We start from the raw sequence: 19,739 nt of genomic DNA, 5'->3' as shown, positions 1-19,739 counted from the left end.
GGGGCGTGAACCGGAACCGCCGTTGTCCGGCTACCAGTGTGCCAGATCCTGTAACCTCCCCAGCCCACCCCGCATTCCCGCCGTCCCCACCTGGCCGCGTCCCTGCGGCGAACCCGTGCGCGGAGCGGGCCGAAGAGGGAAGACCGGCGTTCCGATGTGGTGCCGAAGCGTTCCGGTGTGGCGTCAGGGCGTACCGGGGCGATGCCGGGGCGTTCCGGTGTGCGCCGGGGCGTTCCGGTGTGCGCCGGGGCGGTCAGGTGTGGCCGAGGTAAGCGAGGACGGCCAGGACTCGGCGGTGGTCGTCGGGGGCGGGGTCGAGGCGGAGTTTGCCGAAGATGCTGGAGATGTGCTTCTCCACGGCGCCCTCGGTGACGCCGAGACGGCCGGCGATGGCGGTGTTGGACCTGCCCTGGGCCATCAGTCCGAGGACCTCGGACTCGCGGGCGGTGAGGGAGCCCACCGCGTTGCCCTGACGGCGGCGGCTCAGGAGCTGGGTCACCACGTCGGGGTCCAGCACGGTGCCGCCGGCCGCGACGCGACGCACGGCCTCCAGGAACTCGGCGACGTCGGCGACCCGCTCCTTGAGCAGGTATCCCACGGCGGCGGCCCCCCGGCCGATCAGCTCGGTGGCGTAGTGCTCCTCGACGTACTGCGACAACACCAGCACCGGCAGCCCCGGACGCAGCGTCCGGGCCGCAAGCGCGGCCCGCAGCCCTTCATCGGTGTGGCTGGGCGGCATGCGGACGTCGACCAGCGCCAGGTCGGGCTCGTGCTCGCGCACCGCCGCGACCAGCGCCTCCCCGTCCCCGACCGCGGCCACGGTGTCGATTCCCCCGTCGGCGAGCAGGCGCACCAGGCCCTCACGCAGCAGCACCGAGTCCTCGGCGATCACCACCCGCATAGGCGGTCCAATCTCCTCACCATCCGTACGCCGGCCGGACCGGCACCACCACTGTCCTCACCACTCGTACGGTAACCGGGCCGAGATCACCGTGGGGCCGCCGGGTGGGCTGTGCACGGTCAGAGTGCCGTCGATGGTGGCGGCGCGGTCGGCGAGGCCGGCGAGGCCGCCGCCGGGGCTGGCCACGGCGCCGCCCATGCCGTTGTCGTAGATCTCGACGAGGACGTGGTCGCGTTCCTTGGCGACGCGGACGGAGGCCTCGGTGGCGAGGGAGTGCTTGGCCATGTTGGTGAGCGACTCGGCGACCACGAAATAGGCGATGCTCTCCACGGCGGGCGGGGGCCGGTGGTCGATGTCCACGGTCACGCTCACGTGGACGGGGGCACGGGCGGCGAGCGCGGACAAGGCGGCGTCCAGCCCACGGTCGGTCAGGATGGCCGGGTAGATGCCCCGGGCGAGGTCGCGCAGCTCGGCGATGGCGGCCTTGGCGCCCGCGTGGGCCTGGGCGAGCAGTTCCTTGGCCTCGTCGGGGTCGGACTCCATCTTGGCCTGGGCGCGGCCGAGGTCCATGGCGACGGCGAGCAACCGCTGCTGTGCGCCGTCATGCAGGTCCCGCTCGATCCTGCGCCGCTCGGCCTCGGCGGCGTCCACCCCGCGGGCCCGGCTGGCCCGCAGGTGGGTGACCTGCTCCTCGTCCCCCGGCCCGAGCAGCGCCACGGCGAGCATGCCGTGCAGCCACCCCATGCCCCGGACGACGTAGAGGGTGCCCGCCGTGAACGCCAGCCCGAGGAGCATCCAGGGAATCGACTCGGGCACCGTGTCGATCACCAACTCAGGAGTGATCGAGGTCGGCACGCCCAGCAGGACGAGCACAGGCTGCGCGGTGAAGCCGATCGAGCACGACCACAACACCGCGGAGAGCGTGAACTCGACGAGCCCGAGCGGGAACAGCAGCAGGAGGTACCCCAGGTCCTTCCACGTCGCCGGATCCGACGGCAACCAGGTGAGCCGCCGCACGAACCCGGCGTCCGGCCACGGCCGGTAGGGATCACGGATGCTGATGCCGAACGCCGGCCACATCAGCCGCCGCTCCAGCATCGCCCCGCCCCGCCAGCAAAGGATGGTCAGCAGGAACAACGGCAGCCCGACCCAGACGATGAGCAACCCGAGGGACACCGAGACCGCGACCGCCAGAGCGGTGAACCAGAACATGCCCGGCACCACGCTGAACAGCAGATAAACCGCCGCCCGCCACGTAAGCGGATCAAGGAACAACCCGATCGGCCCCCGTGGCCCGAACGGCACCCGCTCCCGCAGCGACCCCCCGGCCCGCATGGCCCCCGCCGTCATGGCCCTCTCCCCTCCACCCAGCCCGGCACCGGGCCGCCTCCGACCCACCCCCACAGCCTGCCAACCCGCACCGCCGGACACCATCCGGTGAGCAACAGTCCCGGGGTAGGGCCACCCCCACCCCCCACCGTGACGACAGGTACAGACAACCTAACGCGGAGCCCCCGGAAGGGGTCACGGAACAGGCCGCACCTCCGGCTCACGCGCGCATGCGGTGAACCCGGAAGGGATCCCAGGACGGGCAACGTCGCCGGCTCACGCGCGACACGCGGCCGAAGGTGGACCGGAGGAGTCCGGGGACGGACGACAGCCGAAGCTAGGACTCGCGAGGGGGCCGGAACGCACGGCAGCCGAAGCTGGGGACCCGGAAGAGACCCGGGACGCACGACGGCCGAAGCTGGGGACCCGGAAGAGGTTCGGGGACGCACGACGGCCGAAGCTAAGGACCGGAAGGGCATTCGGGAACGCACGGCAGCCGGAGCTGGGGGCCTGAAGAGCCCTGAAACGCGCGGCGGCCGAAGCCGGGAACCCGGAGGGGGCCGGGAACGCACGGCGGTCGGAGGTGGGGACCCGGAGGGGCCGGGGACGGACGGCGGCGCGGTTTGGTGCCGGCCGTCGTCGGCCCCCGGTCGGTGGTTCTCCCCGTGGGACGGGTTCCGTGGGTGCCCTGGGTCCCCGGGTGGGCGCGCCGGGGCGGACCGGCCGGTGCGGTGGGCCGGGGTCGCCGCCGGGGTACGGAACTCGTCGTGGTGGTGCGGGATCAGTCGCGGTCGGAGCTGACCGTGGTCTTCTGGACCTGGAGGAGGAACTCGGCGTTGGACTGGGTCTCGCGCATCTTCTCCAGCAGCAGCTCGAGAGCCTGCTGCATGTCGAGGGCGTGCAGGACCCGGCGGAGCTTCCACACGATCTGGAGCTCGTCCTTGGACAGCAGGATCTCTTCCTTACGGGTGCCGGACGCGTCGACGTCCACCGCGGGGAAGATCCGCTTGTCGGCCAGGGAGCGGTTGAGCTTCAGTTCGGCGTTGCCGGTGCCCTTGAACTCCTCGAAGATGACCTCGTCCATCTTGGAGCCGGTCTCGACCAGCGCGGTGGCGAGGATCGTCAGGGAGCCGCCGTTCTCGATGTTGCGGGCGGCGCCGAAGAAGCGCTTCGGCGGGTACAGCGCCGTGGAGTCGACACCACCGGACAGGATGCGCCCGGACGCCGGGGCCGCCAGGTTGTAGGCGCGGCCGAGGCGGGTGATGGAGTCGAGCAGCACGACCACGTCGTGACCGAGCTCCACGAGCCGCTTGGCGCGCTCGATGGCGAGCTCGGCGACGGTGGTGTGGTCCTCGGCGGGACGGTCGAAGGTGGAGTGGATGACCTCGCCCTTCACCGACCGCTGCATGTCGGTGACCTCTTCGGGACGCTCGTCGACGAGGACGACCATGAGGTGGCACTCGGGGTTGTTGCGGGTGATCGCGTTGGCGATCGCCTGCAGCACCATCGTCTTGCCGGCCTTGGGCGGCGAGACGATCAGGCCGCGCTGGCCCTTGCCGATGGGCGCGACCAGGTCGATGATCCGCGTCGTCAGGATGTTCGGGTCGGTCTCCAGGCGCAGCCGCTCCTGCGGGTACAGGGGCGTGAGCTTGCTGAAGTCGGGACGGCTCCGCGACTGGTCGGGGTCCATGCCGTTGACGGTGTCGAGCCGCACGAGGGCGTTGAACTTCTCGCGGCGCTCGCCGTCGCGGGGCTGGCGCACGGCGCCGGTGATGACGTCGCCCTTGCGCAGGCCGTTGCGGCGGATCTGGGCCAGCGACACGTACACGTCGTTGGCGCCGGGCAGGTAGCCGCTGGTGCGCACGAACGCGTAGTTGTCGAGGATGTCGAGGATGCCGGCGATCGGGATCAGCACGTCGTCGTCGCCGATCACGGGCTCGTTGGCGTCGAAGCGGTCGCGGCCCCGGCGGTTGCGCTCCCTGAACCGCCCGCGGCGTCCGCGGCGGTCGTCGTCACCCTGGGCGTCCCGGCCCTGGTCGCGCGACTGGTCGCGGCCCTGGCCCTGGTCACGGCCCTGGTCGCGACCCTGGTCACGGCCCTGCTCGCGGCGGTCGCCGGCCTCGGCGGCGCGCTGCTCGGGGCGGCTGTTGTCGTTGCGGTTGTCGGGGCGGTTGTCGCCCCGCTCCCGGCGGTCGCGGCCACGGCGCTCGCCGCGCTCGCCCCGCTCGCGGCGGGACTCGCCCCGGTCGGGCCGGGTCTCGGACTGCGCGGCCTGCACGGCGTCGGGCGCCGCGGAGACGACGGGCGGCGCCTGCTCGACGGCGGGCGTCTCGGCCACGACGGGACGCTCGTCCCGGGCCTCGGCGACGGGCTCAGCAGCCGTCGCGGCCGGGCGGGAACGTTCCCTGCGGGTACGGGTGGGGCGCTCGACAGGCGCCTCGGCGGCGACGGGCGCGGCAGGCGCCTCGGCGGCGGGGGCGGCGGCGCCGTCGGCGCTCACGCCCTGCTTCTCCTGGATCGCCGCGATGAGCTGGCCCTTGCGCATGCGCCCGGTCCCGCTGATGCCGAGGCTCGACGCCAGAGCCTGAAGCTCGGGGAGCACCATGGCGGAGAGGCCGGTGCCGGAGCGACGGCGCGGCCGTGCCGCGGCGCGGGTGGGGGTGTCGCCGGCCACCGGCGCTGCGCCGGTGTCGGAGAGGAGTTCGGTGGTGTCGCTCAACTAAAAGGTCCTTCCCAGGGGTCGGGCGCCGGCCACAATCAGCCTGGCGTCCCGGTGATGCGACCCGGCGGGACAGACCGGGTCGGGCCGAACGAACTTCGTAGGTGTCGGGAAGCCGGTGCGTCGAACCGGCACGTAGCCGTCACCGTTGAGATTCGCGAGCCGTTGGGGGCCCGGGGGTCGCCCCCCGGCTGGTTACCGCCGCCCAGATGTCGATGTCAGTCGAACGCGCAAGTCCCCGAGTACGCCGCTTCTCGACGCGCCAACCGGTTGTGGGCCAAGCGGAGGCGAGGAATTCGGGAAGCCCGCTGCGCGGCCCGGGCCTTACGGCACGGGGCGCCACGCGGCGATGTATGGCTGACAAGCACGCACCCGCAACGGGGGCATCTGGTGCGGCTATCAGCCTAACATCACCAGCGCACACTGCTATTCCTTGAAGGTCGAAGATGCATCAGCGTGTCTCGGGAAACTGAACGCGCGCACCGGACCGGTCGACGTTCATTGGCTGGATGTGCCAGTCACTACCCACTTCCGACGCGATCGAATCAATCGAATCACGGGCGTCCGTTGTCGTGAACGCCAGGACGGTAGGCCCGGCTCCCGACACGACGGCGGGCACCCCCGCCTCACGTAGCCGTTTCACCAGGTCAGCGGTCTGCGGCATGGCAGGCGCGCGATAAGCCTGGTGCAGACGATCTTCGGTGGCGGTGAGAAGCACCCCGCTCTCCGGTCGCTGGGTGAGCGCTGCGACGAGCAGGGCGGCGCGTCCGGCGTTGGCCGCGGCGTCGGCGTGCGGCACTTCCTTCGGCAGGAGCCCACGCGCCTCCTCAGTGGACAGCCGGGTCCTCGGCACGAACACCAGAGGCTGAACGCTTTCGTGTGGGCTCAGCACCAGTTTACCGGGAAATCCGGACATGTCAGTCCATGCGATGGTAAGTCCCCCAAATAGGCATGGAGCGACGTTGTCCGGGTGACCTTCGATCTCGGCCGCCAGCGCGTACACGTCGTCGTCCGTCAGCTCCGGGGCGGCGAGCGCGCGGGCCGCGAGGAGCCCCGCGCAGATCGCCGCCGACGACGAGCCGAGGCCGCGCGCGTGCGGGACGCGGTTGAGGCAACGCAGGCGCAGCCCCTTGGGCTGCGGCACCCCGGCGCGGTCGAACGCCGCGCGCATCACGCGGACGATGAGATGCCCCTCGCCGGTGTCCAGCTCGCCCGCACCCTCGCCCTCGACCTCCACCTCGGCGGTGTCGCCGGTCAGCGCGGCCTCCACCTCGTCGTACAGGCCGAGCGCCAGGCCCAGGGAGTCGAACCCCGGGCCCAGGTTGGCGCTGGTCGCGGGCACGCGGACGACGACGGACGGGATCGTTGCCATGCGTTTCCTTTGCTTCGGGACGCCTCGGGGACGCCTCAGTAAGCCTCAGTACGCCTCGGTACGCATCGGTACGCCTCGGTGACGTCAGGCGAGCTCGAGCGCGCCGGCCGCGGCGAAGGCGTCCACCGGGATGGTCACCGGCGTCGGAGCACCGGCGATCGCCCAGTCGGGGTCCTTCAGGCCGTTGCCCGTCACCGTGCACACCACCCGCTGGCCCGGGCGCAGCATGCCGCGCTCCCGCGCCTGGAGCAGCCCCGCGACGCTCGCCGCCGAGGCGAGCTCGACGAAGACGCCCTCTTCCTGGGCGAGCAGCTTGTACGCCGCGGCGATCTGCCGGTCGGTGACCGACTGGATGTCGCCGCCTGACTCGTCGCGGGCGGCCTCGGCGAGCTTCCAGGAGGCCGGGTTGCCGATGCGGATCGCGGTGGCGATGGTGTGGGGGTGGGTCACCGGGGCGCCGTTGACGATCGGCGCGGAGCCGCTGGCCTGGAAGCCCAGCATGCGGGGCGTGCGGGTGGCCACGCCGTCCGCGGCGTACTCCTGGTAGCCCATCCAGTAAGCCGTGATGTTGCCGGCGTTGCCGACCGGGATGCAGTGGACGTCGGGCGCGTCGCCGAGCACGTCGACGATCTCGAACGCCGCGGTCTTCTGGCCCTGCAGGCGGTGGGGGTTGACCGAGTTGACCAGCGCGATGGGGTAGTTCTCCGCGAGCTTGCGCGTCATGTCGAGGCAGTCGTCGAACGAGCCGTCGACCTGGATCAGCTTGGCGCCGTGGACGAGCGCCTGCGCCAGCTTGCCCATGGCGATCTTGCCGCGCGGCACCAGGACGGCGCAGGTCAGGCCCGCGCGCACGGCGTAGGCCGCGGCGGAGGCGCTGGTGTTGCCGGTGGAGGCGCAGATGACCGCCTTCGCACCCTCCTCCAGGGCCTTGCTGATGGCCACCGTCATGCCGCGGTCCTTGAAGCTGCCGGTGGGGTTGAGCCCTTCGACCTTCAGATGGACGTCGCATCCGGTGAGGTCGGAGATCCGCCGGGCCGGGAGCAGCGGCGTGCCGCCCTCCAGCAGGGTGACCACGGGCGTCGTCGTGGTCACGGGAAGCCGGTCACGGTATTCCTCGATCAGGCCACGCCACGCCGTCAACATCGCCGCTCCTCCTGCCCCGGCCCTGCTCGCACGGACGGGGCTTATCCATGGGTCCGCCCGGCGCGGTGGCCACGGCGCCGCCCCGGGGGCCGCCTCCTCGTGCCGGTGGTGACGACGAATCGGCGCCGTGACGGCGGCCCGGTGAACGTTCGCGGACACCGCGCAAGGCAGCGGTATCAGGACACCGAGTCTACGGTCACGGAACGGCGGGGCGCGCGTCTGTCCACAGGGTGAAACCGTACCTATACCCCGATGTCACCGGGGCTTCGCGGCGAAGTCCCCGTGCCTGGCGGTGCCGCCTCACATGAAGCTCCCAGAGTCAGTGGATAGAGTCGATTTTCCGACTGGGAGCAGTAATCGCGGATCTCCCAGATTTTTAGGTGTTCGGTGGGTAGGGACCCGCCGGCTTGTTCCCGAAGGAGACAAGGGCTTTCCTCTCATGGCAGATACCAACGCCACCGCGCCGGGCGACCGGCCGAGGATCCGCCACAACGACTACTCCCCGCTGACGCCGCCCCCGCTCGGCGCGTGGACGCCCTCCCTGACCGTCAGCGTCGTCATCCCCGCGCACGGCCATCAGGGCCGGCTCGACCTGACCCTCGCCTCGCTGGCCGCGCAGACGTATCCGGCGGAGCTGATGGAGGTCGTCGTGGTGGACGACGGCAGCGCGCCGCCGCTGCGCCTGCCGGAGATCCGCCCGGAGGGCACGCGGCTGACGAGAGCGCCGGACGGCGGCTGGGGGGCCTCGCACGCGCTCAACGCCGGGGCCTCGGCCGCGTCGGGTGACGTCGTGCAGCGGCTGGACGCCGACATGGTGATCTGCCGGGAGCACATCGAGGCGCTGATGCGGTGGCACCACCTCACCGACCAGGTGGTCACCATCGGGGGGAAGGTGTTCGCCGAGGAGCCGCCGCTGACACCCGCGCAGGTGCGGTCGGCCGTGGCCGCCGGGGAGCTGGACTCGCTGTTCGACATGGAGAAGGCCGTGCCGAGCTCCACCGAGGCGACGATCCGGCGGCTGGACGGGCTGCGGACCAGCAAGAACCCGTACCACGTCTGCACCGGCCCCACCGTGTCGTTCCGCCGTGAGCTGTTCCGCCGCGTCGGCGGCTTCGACCCCGAGGTGCGGCGCGGCCAGGACACCGAGTTCGCCTACCGCCTCGCCATGAGCGGCGCCGTCTTCATCCCCGACCTCTCCGCCCGCGCCGTCCACCTCGGCCTCCCCGCGCAGCGCGTCGACGGCGACACGATCGTCCGCGTCGTCACCCCCTACCTGGCCCACCGCGTCCCCCTGCGCCGCGACCTGCGCAAGGAGCCCGGCCGCCGCTGGCTCGTCCCCTACGTCGAGGTCGTCCTGGACGCCACCGCCGCCACCGAACCACAGGCCCGCGAGGCCGTCGCCGCCGCCCTCACCGGCACCGTCCCCGACGTCCGTGTCACCCTGACCGCCCCGTGGCCCGACGCGTCCCGCCACCCCGTGCTCGGCGACCCGGCCCTGGAACACCGCCTCATCCAGGAACACTTCCGCCACGACCCGTCGGTCCACCTGACGGCCCACCCGGCCCTCGACCCCGCCCCCGTCCCCTTCCGCTACGTGGGCCCCCTCGACATCCCCCTGGCCCGCGGCACCCTCGAATCAATGATCAAACTGGTGACGGAACACCGCGCCGGCCTCCTGGTCGCCACCCACCCCGACGGCCGGACGTCCCGCCTGGAACGTACCGACGCCCTCAACCGCGCCCGTGACCTCACCACCCCCACCGAACCCCTGGACGACGTCATAGCCCAGACCCACGGCGTCCTCCACCACCCAGCCACCCGCTTCTGGCCCACACCCAAGCAAACTCCCCCACCTCCCCAGCCCAAGCCACCCACACGACGCTTCCGCCTCCCTCTGCGCGGCCGCTGACCGCCCCGCCCCGCCGCTCCGCCACGCCCTGACGAAGCTTCATCGGCGCCGCGACGGCGGGACGTGGTACGGCGAACCCGGCGCCGCCGTACGGCGGCCGACCGTCCGCTACGGCAGAGGCTGGGCGTCCCCGGGCCGCCGGGGAAGGCGGACCGAGATGCGTTTGATCACCGTGCGGATGCGGCTGGACTTCAGTGCGCCGACCTCGCGGCGCAGGGTGCCCACCTCCCGGCGGAGATCCACCGCCGACTTGCGCCACCGGGCCGACTCCTCGCGCCATTTGCCGACCTGCCCGCGGAGGCGTTCGACCTCCTTGGTCAACCGTGCGATCTCAGCCTCGGCGTCCAGCCGGGCGCGATAAGCCATACGGCGGCCCTTGGCGGCGGGAGCCCCCTCGGCCGGCACGAACCCCCAGGTCTCCCCATCCGTCCACAGGCTCCCGAAGACGTCGTCCACCGCGTCGTCGAGATCGCCGGACGCCACGAGCGAGGCCCGGCAGAAGGCGGCACAACGCTCCAGCCGAGCGGTGACCAGGCCCTCAGAAGACTCGGACAACAGCACGCTGATCAACCCGTGGCCGTCGTCCACCGCCAGGTCGAGCAACCGCGCCAGGGTGTCCTCCCCCGGCACCCACCCAGCGGGCAGGCACAGCCGGAACGGCGCCCCCCGCCTGGCGACGGACTCGACCAGCCGCACCCGCCCCTCGTACGCGTAGTGCCCCCGGATCAGCACCAGATCCAGTGCCGGGTCCTTCAACGGCGCCCGCCGCTCGGCCGCGAGACCCTCCCACGGCCCCACCAGCAGCACCGACACGTCAGGGACCGTTCCCGCGAGCACGGCGTCCACGGTGGCCCGCGTGTCCTCGTACCCGCCGGCCTCGACGACCACCTCCAGGTACGGCACCTTCCACTGCCGCGCGGGATGCGTGCGCAGCCACCGGTACGACGGCACCCGGTCGGCGATGGTGGCGTGGCTGACCCGGTCGATCAGCCGCTTGTCCCGCATCCGCATGGACGGCCCGAGGTGGTAGCCCCGCGCCAGCGACTCGGGCACGAACACCGCACCGGCCTGCCCCAGCCGGTACCCCATCTCGGTGTCCTGCCCGAGCACGAGGTCCTCGTCCATGGGCCCGGCCCGGTCGAGCAGCACCCGCGCGACCGACGTGGCCCCGCCGACGTGCAGGCTGAACGCCCGCCCGGCGGCGTCCGTGAGCCCGTTGGTGCGGCTCACCAGGTCCACGAGCCACTCATGCGGCTCCGCGGGCTCGAAGAGCGCCGCGAGATCCCCGCCCGACGCGATCACCTCAGGCGACGGCAACGAGGCCGTGGTGAACCGCAGGTACCCGGTCACCACGAGGTACGGCGCCGTGTGGTGCCACCGCATGTGCGCCTCGACCTCGTGCCGGTCGGGGATCACGTCGGAGTCCAGCCAGTGCACGACGTCCCCCGTGGACGCCGCGAGACCGGCGTTGCGCGCGTCGGCCCGGCCGGGGGTCTCGCAGACGATCAGCCGGGTCCCGTCGGGGCGGAGGGGCGGCAGGCGCAGCGGGGGGCTGCTCCCGTTGTCCACCACGACGACCTCGGTCAGCTCCGCCGGATACGTCTGCGCCGCCAGCCCGGCGAGCACCAGGTCCAGCGCCTCCTGCCCGTTGTGGGCGGGGATGACGACACTGACCCGCAGCGTGGGCGTGAAGCCCCCGAGGGCCGGCGGGTCAAGGACGGTGTAGTCGTTGCCACGGACCCGGGGCACGGTGGGCACGGCGACGTCGGAACCGCCGGGCACGGCGGGCACACGGGGGATCATGAGGCTTCCAGGATCAGGCTCGGGCGGAAGCCGCGCCACTGGTTGGCCGCGACCCGCAGGAAGTGGGCGAGAGGAAGGCGCCAGGTGTGGTCCTCGGCGATGGTGCGGCGCAGGACGTACCCGAGACCGTGCGCCCGGTAGATCCGCGCGCCGGAGGCGTGGGCGCTCTTGAGGAACGTGGAGTCCACCCCCCGGGTCACCCCTTCGAACCCCCCGATCTCCTGGTACTTCTCCCGGGACACGAAGATCGTCCCCCCGGCCACGTGGTCGGAGAACACCTCGCTGGTGTAGTCCGTGCGCCGCACCGTCAGATCCAGCGGCTCCAGGTAGAAGAACTCGGCCGCCGTCCCCACGATGTCCGCCCCGGAGTGCCCGCGCGCCAGCGCCATGTCGGCGAGGTGCTCCGGCGAGTACCAGTCGTCGTCGTCCCACTTCGCGAGATCGTCCCCCGACGCCCGCGCCGCCACGTCCCGCAGCACCTCGCCGAACGGCGCCGCCCCGCCGGCCTCCACCACGGTCAGCGGCAGCGGGAAGGCCCTCACGGCCGCCCGCACCTCGGGATGCGACGCGGGCACCCCGTGCAACCCCAGCACCACCTCGACGTCCACATGCCGCTGCCGCGCGATCTGCCCGAGCGCCGCCCCGAGCAGATGCGGCCGCTTGCTGCACATCACCACGCTCACCGGGCGCGTGAGAGGGGTACGCAGGGCGTGCCGCCGCAGCCGCACGCTGTGCTCCTCACGCCGCAGGTCCCGCACCGACCGCACCGAGGCGTCGGCCGGCGGTGGCGCCCACGACGTCAGCAGCCCTGCCAGCTCGGCGTCCGCCTCCTTGACCCACGCCGGCACCTCGTCCGCGTACACGGGCACCCCCGCCGCGGCGAGCCGGAGCACCGTGTCGAGCACACCGTCCCGCCCGCCGGGCCACACCACCCGCAGACCCTCGTACGGCCGCAGCCGCACCACGTCCGCCGAGGTCAGCGGCGGCTCCACGGCCTCACCGGCCGCCACGGGCCGGCCGCGCTCGAAGGCGAGATCGGCCGGCTCCGCCGCCGGAGTGCGCAGATAGCCGAGCGGTGCGGGGTCACCCTCTGCCAACGTCCACCCTTTCCGTCCCGGACCAGCGCCGTGCCGGGACAGACCGTACACGCCCTGGACGGGTCAGGGCGTGTCATCCCCTTCCACGCGCATGACGCTCGGCACGCCGCGCACGATGTCCAGCTCCCGCAGGCCCTCGATGGTCTCCGTGAGCGCGGCGTCGGTGGCCCGATGGGTGACCAGGACGAGCTGGGCGTCCTGCCCGCGGCCCTCCTGGCGCACGGTCTGGATGGAGACGTCCTGCTTGGCGAACATGTCGGCCACGCGGGCGAGCACACCGGGTTTGTCGTCCACGTCGAGGGAGACGTGGCAGCGGGTGACCGTCTCGCCCATGGGGTGGACGCGCAGGTCGGCGTACGTCGACTCCTGCGGGCCGTGGGTGCCGGCGAGGCGGTTGCGGGCGACGGCGACCAGGTCGCCGAGGACGGCGGAGGCCGTCGGGGCGCCGCCCGCGCCCTTGCCGTAGAACATGAGCTGGCCGCCGGACTCGGCCTCCACGAACACCGCGTTGTACGCCTCGCGGACCCCGGCGAGCGGATGGCCACGCGGGATCATGGCCGGGTGCACCCGCACACCGACCGAGCGGCCGTCGTCGGAGCGGGCGCAGATGGCGAGCAGCTTGATGACGTAGCCCATGGCCTTGGCGCTGGCGACGTCGGTGGCGGTGATCTCGGTGATGCCCTCGCGGTGCACGTCGGCGGCCGTCACGCGGCTGTGGAAAGCCAGCCCGGCGAGGATGGCGGCCTTCGCGGCGGCGTCGAAGCCCTCGACGTCCGCGGTGGGGTCGGCCTCGGCGTACCCGAGGGCCTGGGCCTCCTCCAGGGCGTCCACGAACGACGCGCCGGTGGAGTCCATCTTGTCGAGGATGTAGTTGGTGGTGCCGTTGACGATGCCGAGCACGCGGTGCACCCGGTCCCCGGCGAGGGACTCGCGCAGCGGGCGCAGCAGCGGGATCGCGCCGGCGACGCTGGCCTCGTAGTACAGGTCGGTGCCGTGCCGCTTGGCCGCGCCGTGCACGGTGGCGCCGTCCTCGGCGAGCAGGGCCTTGTTGGCGGTGACCACCGACTTGCCGCTGCCGAGCGCGGAAAGGATCAGGGTGCGGGCGGGCTCGATGCCGCCGATCACCTCGACCACGATGTCGATGTCGTCCCTGGCCACCAGTCCCTCGGCGTCGGTGGTGAGCAGGGCCGGGTCCACGTCGCCGTCGCGCTTGCGGCCGAGCCGCCGCACCGCCACCCCGGCGAGCTCCAGGGGGGCGCCGATGCGGGCGGCGAGGTCGTCGGCCTGCTCGTGCAGCAGGCGTACCACCTGGGAGCCGACGACGCCGCAGCCGAGCAGGGCCACCCTCAGCGGCGCCTCGGGGTCGCGGGTCCTCTCGTGCCGGCCGCGGCCGGGCTGGGGGGAGATCTCGGGCTCTTGCGGCTCGGCGGGTTTCACACTTGCCCCCTCAGCAGGTCGTCCTCGGTCTCCCTGTGCATGATCACCCGCGCCGTGCCGTCCTTGACCGCGACGACCGCCGGCTTGGGCAGGTAGTTGTAGTTGTGCGCGAGCGACCGGCAGTACGCGCCGGTGGCGGGGACGGCGAGCAGGTCGCCCGGCACGAGGTCGGCGGGCAGCCACACGTCGCGGACCACGATGTCGCCGCTCTCGCAGTGCTTGCCGACGACGCGCGACAGGGTGGGCGCGGCGTCGCTGGACCGGGAGGCCAGCACGCAGGTGTAGTCGGCGCCGTAGAGGGCGGTGCGCAGGTTGTCGCTCATGCCGCCGTCCACGCTGACGTACGAGCGGATGCCCTCGACGTCCTTGACCGTGCCGACCTCGTACACCGTGACGCCGCCGGGGCCGGAGATGGCGCGGCCCGGCTCGACGGTGAGGCGGGGCACGGGCAGGCCGGCGTCGGTGCAGATGCGGGCGACGATCTGGCGCAGCCCGTCGGCGACGACCTTGATGTCGGGCGCGTCGTCACCCTCGACGTACGCGATGCCGTAGCCGCCGCCGAGGTCCAGCTCGGGCAGCACGATGCCGTGCTCGTCCTTGATCTGGGTGAGCAGGACGGCGAGACGGCGGGCCGCGACCTCGAAGCCCGCGGTGTCGAAGATCTGGGAGCCGATGTGGGAGTGGAGGCCGGCCAGCTCCAGTTGCGGCAGGGCCAGCACCCGGCGCACCGCCTCGGCCGCGGCGCCGCTGTTCAGCGACAGGCCGAACTTCTGGTCGTCGTGCGCGGTGGCGATGAACTCGTGGGTGTGCGCCTCGACGCCGGTGGTGACCCGGATCTGCACCTTGGGCCGCACCCCGAGCTGCTCGGCGAGGTACCCGACCCGGGCGATCTCCTCGAAGGAGTCGACCACGACGCGCCCGACCCCCGCCCGCAGCGCACGCTCAAGCTCGGCGTACGACTTGTTGTTGCCGTGCAGCGCGATGCGCTCGGCCGGGAACCCGACGCTCAGCGCGACGGCCAGCTCCCCGCCGCTGCACACGTCCAGCCCGAGGCCTTCCTGGTCGACCCAGCGGGCGACTTCCTTGCACAGGAAAGCCTTGCCGGCGTAGTAGACGTCGTCATCGGGGAACGCCGCGCGGTAGTCCCGGCACCGGGACCGGAAATCATCCTCGTCCAGGACGTACAACGGCGTCCCGTACTCCCGCGCCAGATCCCGGACGTCCACCCCCGCGACCGTGACGGCGCCGTCCACCCGTGCGGACGTTCGCGGCCAGATGGCGGGAATGAGGGTGTTGAGATCGCTGGGAGCCTGAGGCGGCCTCTCATCCGGCAACACCTCAGCATGCCGGTCCCCGGCAGGATGGGCGAATCGACTCACCCGAACGAGGCTATCCGACCCCCTGATCCCCCCGCGCCTGATGACCACCCTACGAGACACCACCCAGAAAGATCTTCACCCCGCAGACCCAAACGACTCCCCCTTTGCCGCCAATTGACCGTTAAATCACCTTCCCCACCTCAAATCCTCTCAGGGGGCACCACCCCCAGTCCCCGCATCCCCTCCCCCAGCACCCACCGCACCGCCGCCGCCATCCGCACCCGCGCCACATGCACCCCCGAAACGGCCTCATCCCCCCGCGGAACCGCCGCCGCACCCTCGAACGCGTCGTGATACACCCCCGCCAGCCTCTCCAGGTAGGCCGGCCCCACCTCCCCCTTCTCCCTCCGGCTGAACACCTCGGCGAGCACCCGCAACACCCGCCGCTCCACCGCCCGGTCCAGCAGCTCCCCCTGGAACCCTTCACTCCCCTCGGCCGTCGCGACCGGCACCCCGAGTGCCGCCGCCCACCGCGCCACCGCCGCCGCCCGCGCGTACGCGTACCGCACCACGAACCCCGGGTTCTCCCACGTCCGCGGGTGATCCACCCATCCCGCGCCGCCCGCCTCGCCCCGAATCCCCTCCGGCAGTCCCAGGACCTCCACCACGAGATCACCGGGCACCGCCACCTCGACCGCCAGGAGCCCGTTCGCCCGCACCTCGGCCCCCGCGACCCCACGGATCCGCTCGACGTCCTCGGCCCGCGCTCGGACGCCGGGGGCCACGAGCACCGCACGGCGCTCCCATCCCCCTTGCGGCACCGGGGTCACCCCGAGCAGGGCCGCCAACTCCCCCATGAGCACGCACGCAGCCTAGCCGGGACGGCCTGCCCGGCCGGGCCGCGTGCGCGCCGCTACCCGTTGAGGAGCTTGGCCTCGACGGACGGGTCCAGGCCGACGGCAGGGCGGTCGGGGCGCTGCGGGGCCTGGCCGCCGATGGACCGAAGCCAGGTCCAGGTGTCCTCGACGGTCTCGGCGACCGGGCGGCAGTGGAGGCCCGCGGCGAGGACCTTGGAGATGTCGGAGCGGTGGAGGGAGTCGTGCATCTCGCCCGGGGGGACCCAGATGGGGAGGTCGGTCCAGGGCTGGACGCCGGCGGCCAGGATGGGGTCGGGGGCCGTCCAGCGGAGCTCGGCGTCCGAGCCGGTGACGCGGACGCATTCGCGCAGGATCTGGCCGATGGTGGAGTGTTCGGGAGGGCTGACCATGTCGTACGGGCCACCGAGGCCGCGTTCGGCGGCGGTGAGGCTCCACTCGGCGAGGTCGCGGGCGTCGACGAACTGGATCGCGAGTTCCTCCGGGCCTGGGGCGAGGACGGGGCCGCCTCTGGCGATGCGGGTGAGCCACCAGGGGAGGCGGCCGATGTTCTCGTACGGGCCGAGGATCAGGCCGGCGCGGACCAGCACGGCCCGGTCGCCGAACGCCTCGACGGCGGCCAGCTCGCCGCCCCTCTTGGCACGGGCGTAGTCCACGTCGCCCCCGTCGCCGGAGGACGCCTCCACCACCGGCCAGTCCTCGTTCGCGCCCCGGGGCGTCGGCCAGGTGTACACCGACCGGCTGGAGACGTAGACGTACGACCCGGCCCGCCCCTCAAGGGCCCGCGCCGAGTCCCGCACCGCCGACGGCGCCCACGACCACGTGTCCACCACGGCGTCCCACTCACCACCCGCGAGCCCGTCCAGCCCGCCCGGCGCCGTCCGGTCCCCGACAAGCGCGGTGACCCCCTCCGGCGCTCCCTTCCTCCCCCGGTTGAGAACCGTCACCTCCCACCCGCGCCCGAGCCCCGCCTCCACGACGGCCCGCCCGACGAACTCCGTCCCACCCAGCACCAGAAGTCTCATGACCTCACCCTGTCCCGGCCCCACCCCGACCGGAACCACAGCACGCTGAGAGCGGAATCGCCGAGAGCGCAGCGCCGAGGTTCAGGACGGGCCGCCGTCCTTGATGTCGGCGACGAAGGTCATCCACCCCGGGGACCCCACCGTGAGAACCGGACCACCGGGGTTCTTGCTGTCCCGTAACGCCCTGGTACCGCCGGGGAGGGACGCGACTTCCACGCAGTCCGGACCGTTGCCACTTCGGGAACTCTTACGCCATATCTGCCGGCACAAATCCACTGTAGACATCAATCCATCCCTTGGAGGTCGTCGTACCCCTGGGCTATCTCCGCGATGAGGCGATAAGAGTCCTCGGGATCCAGCGCCTTGGCGCGAAGATGGTCGAAGGCCAGGGTATAACGGTAAACATCTACCTCCCTCTCGACATAGAGACCGCCGGTGAGATTTTCCAGAAATACGACGTCGAGGTCACCGTGGTCGGGAAACTCCAAGATCGTGAAGGCGCCGGACGTCGCGGCGTGGGCTCCGGCCGCGAAGGGGAGCACCTGGAAGGTGACGTGCGGGGATTCGGCCAGTTTAAGGACATGCCGGAGCTGGTGGTTCATGACGGCGGTCCCGCCGACCGTACGCCGCAACACGGCTTCGTCGAGAATGGCCCACAGATGCAGCGGCACGGGACGGGACAACAGGTTCTGCCTGGTCATCCGCACGTCGACTCGCCGCTCTATCTCCCCGGGCGGGGTGATGACCAGGGAATTCCGAATGACCGAGCGCGCATAGTCCTCGGTCTGGATCAGGCCGGGAATGATTTCGGGCGCGTAGCATCGAATTGACGCGGCTTCCGCTTCGAGGCCGATGTAGGTGGCGTACTCGGAAGGCAGGTCGCCGTAAGCCTGCCACCACCCTTTCTTTTGTGCGTCCCGCGCCAGCTCCATGATCTCGTCGAACTTCACCGGACTGAGTCCGTACAGCCCGACAAGCCGCCCGACGTCCTTGGGTGTGACACCCACCTTGCACGTCTCGATACGCGAAATCTTGGTTATCGACCAGCCGAGCCGATCCGAAACCTGTTCCATCGTGAGGCCCGCGCCCTCTCGCAGACACCTCAACTCGGACGCCAGGCGACGCCGGCGAACGGTCGGACTACCACCCTGCATCTCGGACTCCCTCCGCACGACACCTCAGCCAGCTAAGCGACTTGCACGACATATGCCACGCGATTTGCGGACCCGCTTGCGCGATCCGATTGCCTAGCGTGATGCTGACGATACAAGGAGTACAGCCCGGTGCGGGAGCGAAGCCCGCAACCGGTGGCGCGAATCGCTGCGCGATGCGCCGAGCAGCTTCGGCCACTTCCTCTCACAGAAGGAGTCCACATGCCCCCGATCCCCACCGGTCTTCGCGCAGCGGTACTCGAGATCCCCCACGACCCGGCGGCCATCAGCGGAGCCCGCACCCAGGTGAAGGAGGTGTTGAGCGCCTGGGGACTCGCGGAGTTGACCGACGACGTCGTGCTGGTCGTCGGGGAACTACTCGGGAACGCCGTCTGCCACGGGGCTCCTCCCGTCCGGGTCTCGTTGTGGGCGACGCCGCGGGACTTCTGTGTCCGGGTCACCGACCGGGGTCCCGAGATGCCCCGGCGCCTCCACCTGGGGCCCGAGGCGGTGCACGGCCGGGGGCTCGCCATCGTGGCCGCGTTGGCCGACGAGTGCGGCGTCATCCCGCTTCCCGGTCAGACGGGCAAGACCGTGTGGGCGAGGTGGAAGCGGATCTTCGTCCACTCGGTGCATACCGTGGAGACATGACCGAGACGATGCCGGCGGTGGGATACCGCGAGTCGCTTCCGATATCCGACGAGGCGAGTCTGGAGGACGTGCGGCTGCCTGTGCCCGAGCCGGGGCCGCGGGATCTGCTGGTGCGGGTGGAGGCCGTGTCGGTGAATCCGGTGGACGCCAAGGTGCGGAGATCCGCTGATCCCGGTGGGGGGGTCAAGGTGCTCGGGTACGACGCGGCGGGGGTCGTCGCGGGGGTGGGGGGTGAGGTCTCGCTGTTCGAGGTGGGGGACGAGGTGTACTACGCGGGGTCGATCGGGCGGCCGGGGACGAACGCGCGGTTCCACGTCGTGGACGAGCGGATCGTGGGGCACAAGCCGCGGTCGCTCGGGTTCGCGGAGGCGGCGGCGTTGCCGTTGACGACGATCACGGCGTGGGAGTCGTTGTTCGAGCGGTTCCGGCTCGGCGCGGAGAGCGGCGGGACGCTGCTGGTGCTCGGCGGGGCGGGTGGCGTGGGATCCATGGTGATCCAGCTCGCCCGCGCGCTCACCGGCGTCACGGTCGTCGCCACGGCGTCACGGCCCGAGTCCGCGCAGTGGGCGCGGGACATGGGGGCGCACGAGGTGGTCGATCACCACGATCTGGTGGCCGGCGTCCGTGCCGTCGCGCCGGACGGCGTGGACTATGTCTTCTCCCCGAGAACCGGGGGCGCGATCGAGACCTTCGCGGAGATCCTGCGAACAGGGGGCGAGATCACGGCCATCGACGAGCCGGAAGGCCTGGACCTGCTCCCCCTCAAGCCGAAGAGCATCACCTTCCACTGGGAGTTCATGTTCACCCGGCCGCTGTTCGAGCCGCCGGACATGATCGCGCAACATGACCTGCTGGAGCGGGTCGGCGAGCTGATCGACGACGGTGTGGTCAGGACCACCCTCACCACGACGCTGGAGCCGATCAACGCCGGGACGCTGCGCCGCGCGCACGAGATGGTGGAGAGCGGGCACATGGTCGGCAAGGTCGTCGTCGCCGGGTTCTGAGCGG

At 71.8% G+C, this 19,739-nt stretch carries 16 protein-coding genes; 3 read left to right on the top strand and 13 right to left on the bottom strand.

All coding sequences use genetic code 11. The features are described from left to right. Positions 1-253: 253 nt before the first annotated feature. The 5 genes from ABGB17_RS11750 to thrC form a co-directional block, all read right to left on the bottom strand. Positions 254-901 (bottom strand): response regulator transcription factor, encoded by a 648-nt coding sequence (locus ABGB17_RS11750; RefSeq protein WP_347628430.1) that lies wholly within the window; start codon positions 899-901, stop codon positions 254-256. A gap of 57 nt (positions 902-958) precedes the next feature. Continuing rightward, entirely contained in the window at positions 959-2,251 is a 1,293-nt protein-coding gene (locus tag ABGB17_RS11745) for a sensor domain-containing protein (RefSeq protein WP_347628428.1), read from the bottom strand. 760 nt (positions 2,252-3,011) lie between these two features. After that, a complete protein-coding gene (gene rho / locus ABGB17_RS11740) occupies positions 3,012-4,949 on the bottom strand; it encodes a transcription termination factor Rho (RefSeq protein WP_347628426.1) in 1,938 nt (645 codons plus the stop codon). A gap of 451 nt (positions 4,950-5,400) precedes the next feature. Next, complete coding sequence (gene thrB / locus ABGB17_RS11735; RefSeq protein ID WP_347628424.1) at positions 5,401-6,321, bottom strand: homoserine kinase; 921 nt, start codon at positions 6,319-6,321, stop codon at positions 5,401-5,403. Positions 6,322-6,405: 84 nt separating this feature from the next. Further along, positions 6,406-7,464, bottom strand: coding sequence for a threonine synthase (gene thrC, locus ABGB17_RS11730; protein ID WP_347628422.1), 1,059 nt, complete (start codon positions 7,462-7,464; stop codon positions 6,406-6,408). A 439-nt stretch (positions 7,465-7,903) separates the two neighbouring features. Here thrC and ABGB17_RS11725 point away from each other — a divergent pair, with 439 nt between their 5' ends. Further along, on the top strand, positions 7,904-9,373 hold the full coding sequence (locus ABGB17_RS11725) for a glycosyltransferase (protein ID WP_347628420.1): 1,470 nt from the start codon (positions 7,904-7,906) through the stop codon (positions 9,371-9,373). Between the two features lie 108 nt (positions 9,374-9,481). Here ABGB17_RS11725 and ABGB17_RS11720 read toward each other — a convergent pair whose 3' ends face one another. From ABGB17_RS11720 to ABGB17_RS11685, 8 genes are all read right to left on the bottom strand, one after another. Continuing rightward, complete coding sequence (locus ABGB17_RS11720) at positions 9,482-11,176, bottom strand: glycosyltransferase (protein ID WP_347628418.1); 1,695 nt, start codon at positions 11,174-11,176, stop codon at positions 9,482-9,484. Continuing rightward, positions 11,173-12,273, bottom strand: a complete 1,101-nt coding sequence (locus ABGB17_RS11715; protein ID WP_347628416.1) for a family 2 glycosyl transferase — start codon at positions 12,271-12,273, stop codon at positions 11,173-11,175. Before ABGB17_RS11715 ends, ABGB17_RS11720 begins: the two co-directional genes overlap by 4 nt. Before the next feature lie 63 nt (positions 12,274-12,336). Continuing rightward, on the bottom strand, positions 12,337-13,617 hold the full coding sequence (locus tag ABGB17_RS11710; protein WP_347628691.1) for a homoserine dehydrogenase: 1,281 nt from the start codon (positions 13,615-13,617) through the stop codon (positions 12,337-12,339). Between the two features lie 89 nt (positions 13,618-13,706). Beyond that, positions 13,707-15,089 carry a diaminopimelate decarboxylase gene (gene lysA / locus ABGB17_RS11705; protein WP_347628414.1) on the bottom strand — a complete coding sequence of 461 codons (1,383 nt, stop codon included), beginning with the start codon at positions 15,087-15,089 and terminating at the stop codon, positions 13,707-13,709. Positions 15,090-15,229: 140 nt separating this feature from the next. Continuing rightward, positions 15,230-15,886 carry a DALR anticodon-binding domain-containing protein gene (locus ABGB17_RS11700; RefSeq protein ID WP_347628689.1) on the bottom strand — a complete coding sequence of 219 codons (657 nt, stop codon included), beginning with the start codon at positions 15,884-15,886 and terminating at the stop codon, positions 15,230-15,232. 56 nt (positions 15,887-15,942) lie between these two features. After that, positions 15,943-16,929 carry an NAD-dependent epimerase/dehydratase family protein gene (locus tag ABGB17_RS11695; RefSeq protein ID WP_347628412.1) on the bottom strand — a complete coding sequence of 329 codons (987 nt, stop codon included), beginning with the start codon at positions 16,927-16,929 and terminating at the stop codon, positions 15,943-15,945. Positions 16,930-17,010: 81 nt separating this feature from the next. After that, positions 17,011-17,214, bottom strand: a complete 204-nt coding sequence (locus ABGB17_RS11690) for a DUF397 domain-containing protein (RefSeq protein ID WP_347628410.1) — start codon at positions 17,212-17,214, stop codon at positions 17,011-17,013. Continuing rightward, positions 17,214-18,083 carry a helix-turn-helix transcriptional regulator gene (locus ABGB17_RS11685; RefSeq protein WP_347628408.1) on the bottom strand — a complete coding sequence of 290 codons (870 nt, stop codon included), beginning with the start codon at positions 18,081-18,083 and terminating at the stop codon, positions 17,214-17,216. Before ABGB17_RS11685 ends, ABGB17_RS11690 begins: the two co-directional genes overlap by 1 nt. 219 nt (positions 18,084-18,302) lie before the next feature. Here ABGB17_RS11685 and ABGB17_RS11680 point away from each other — a divergent pair, with 219 nt between their 5' ends. Next, positions 18,303-18,731: an ATP-binding protein gene (locus ABGB17_RS11680; RefSeq protein ID WP_347628406.1), complete on the top strand. Its 429-nt coding sequence runs from the start codon at positions 18,303-18,305 to the stop codon at positions 18,729-18,731. Beyond that, positions 18,728-19,735, top strand: a complete 1,008-nt coding sequence (locus ABGB17_RS11675; protein ID WP_347628404.1) for a zinc-binding alcohol dehydrogenase family protein — start codon at positions 18,728-18,730, stop codon at positions 19,733-19,735. The genes ABGB17_RS11680 and ABGB17_RS11675 overlap by 4 nt, the downstream gene beginning before the upstream one ends. Positions 19,736-19,739 lie beyond the last annotated feature (4 nt).

Origin of the sequence: Sphaerisporangium sp. B11E5, assembly GCF_039871875.1 — a bacterium.
Classification (GTDB): Bacteria; Actinomycetota; Actinomycetes; order Streptosporangiales; family Streptosporangiaceae; genus Sphaerisporangium.
Note: the sequence above shows the minus strand (reverse complement) of the source record. Positions and strands in the feature narration are given on the sequence as shown.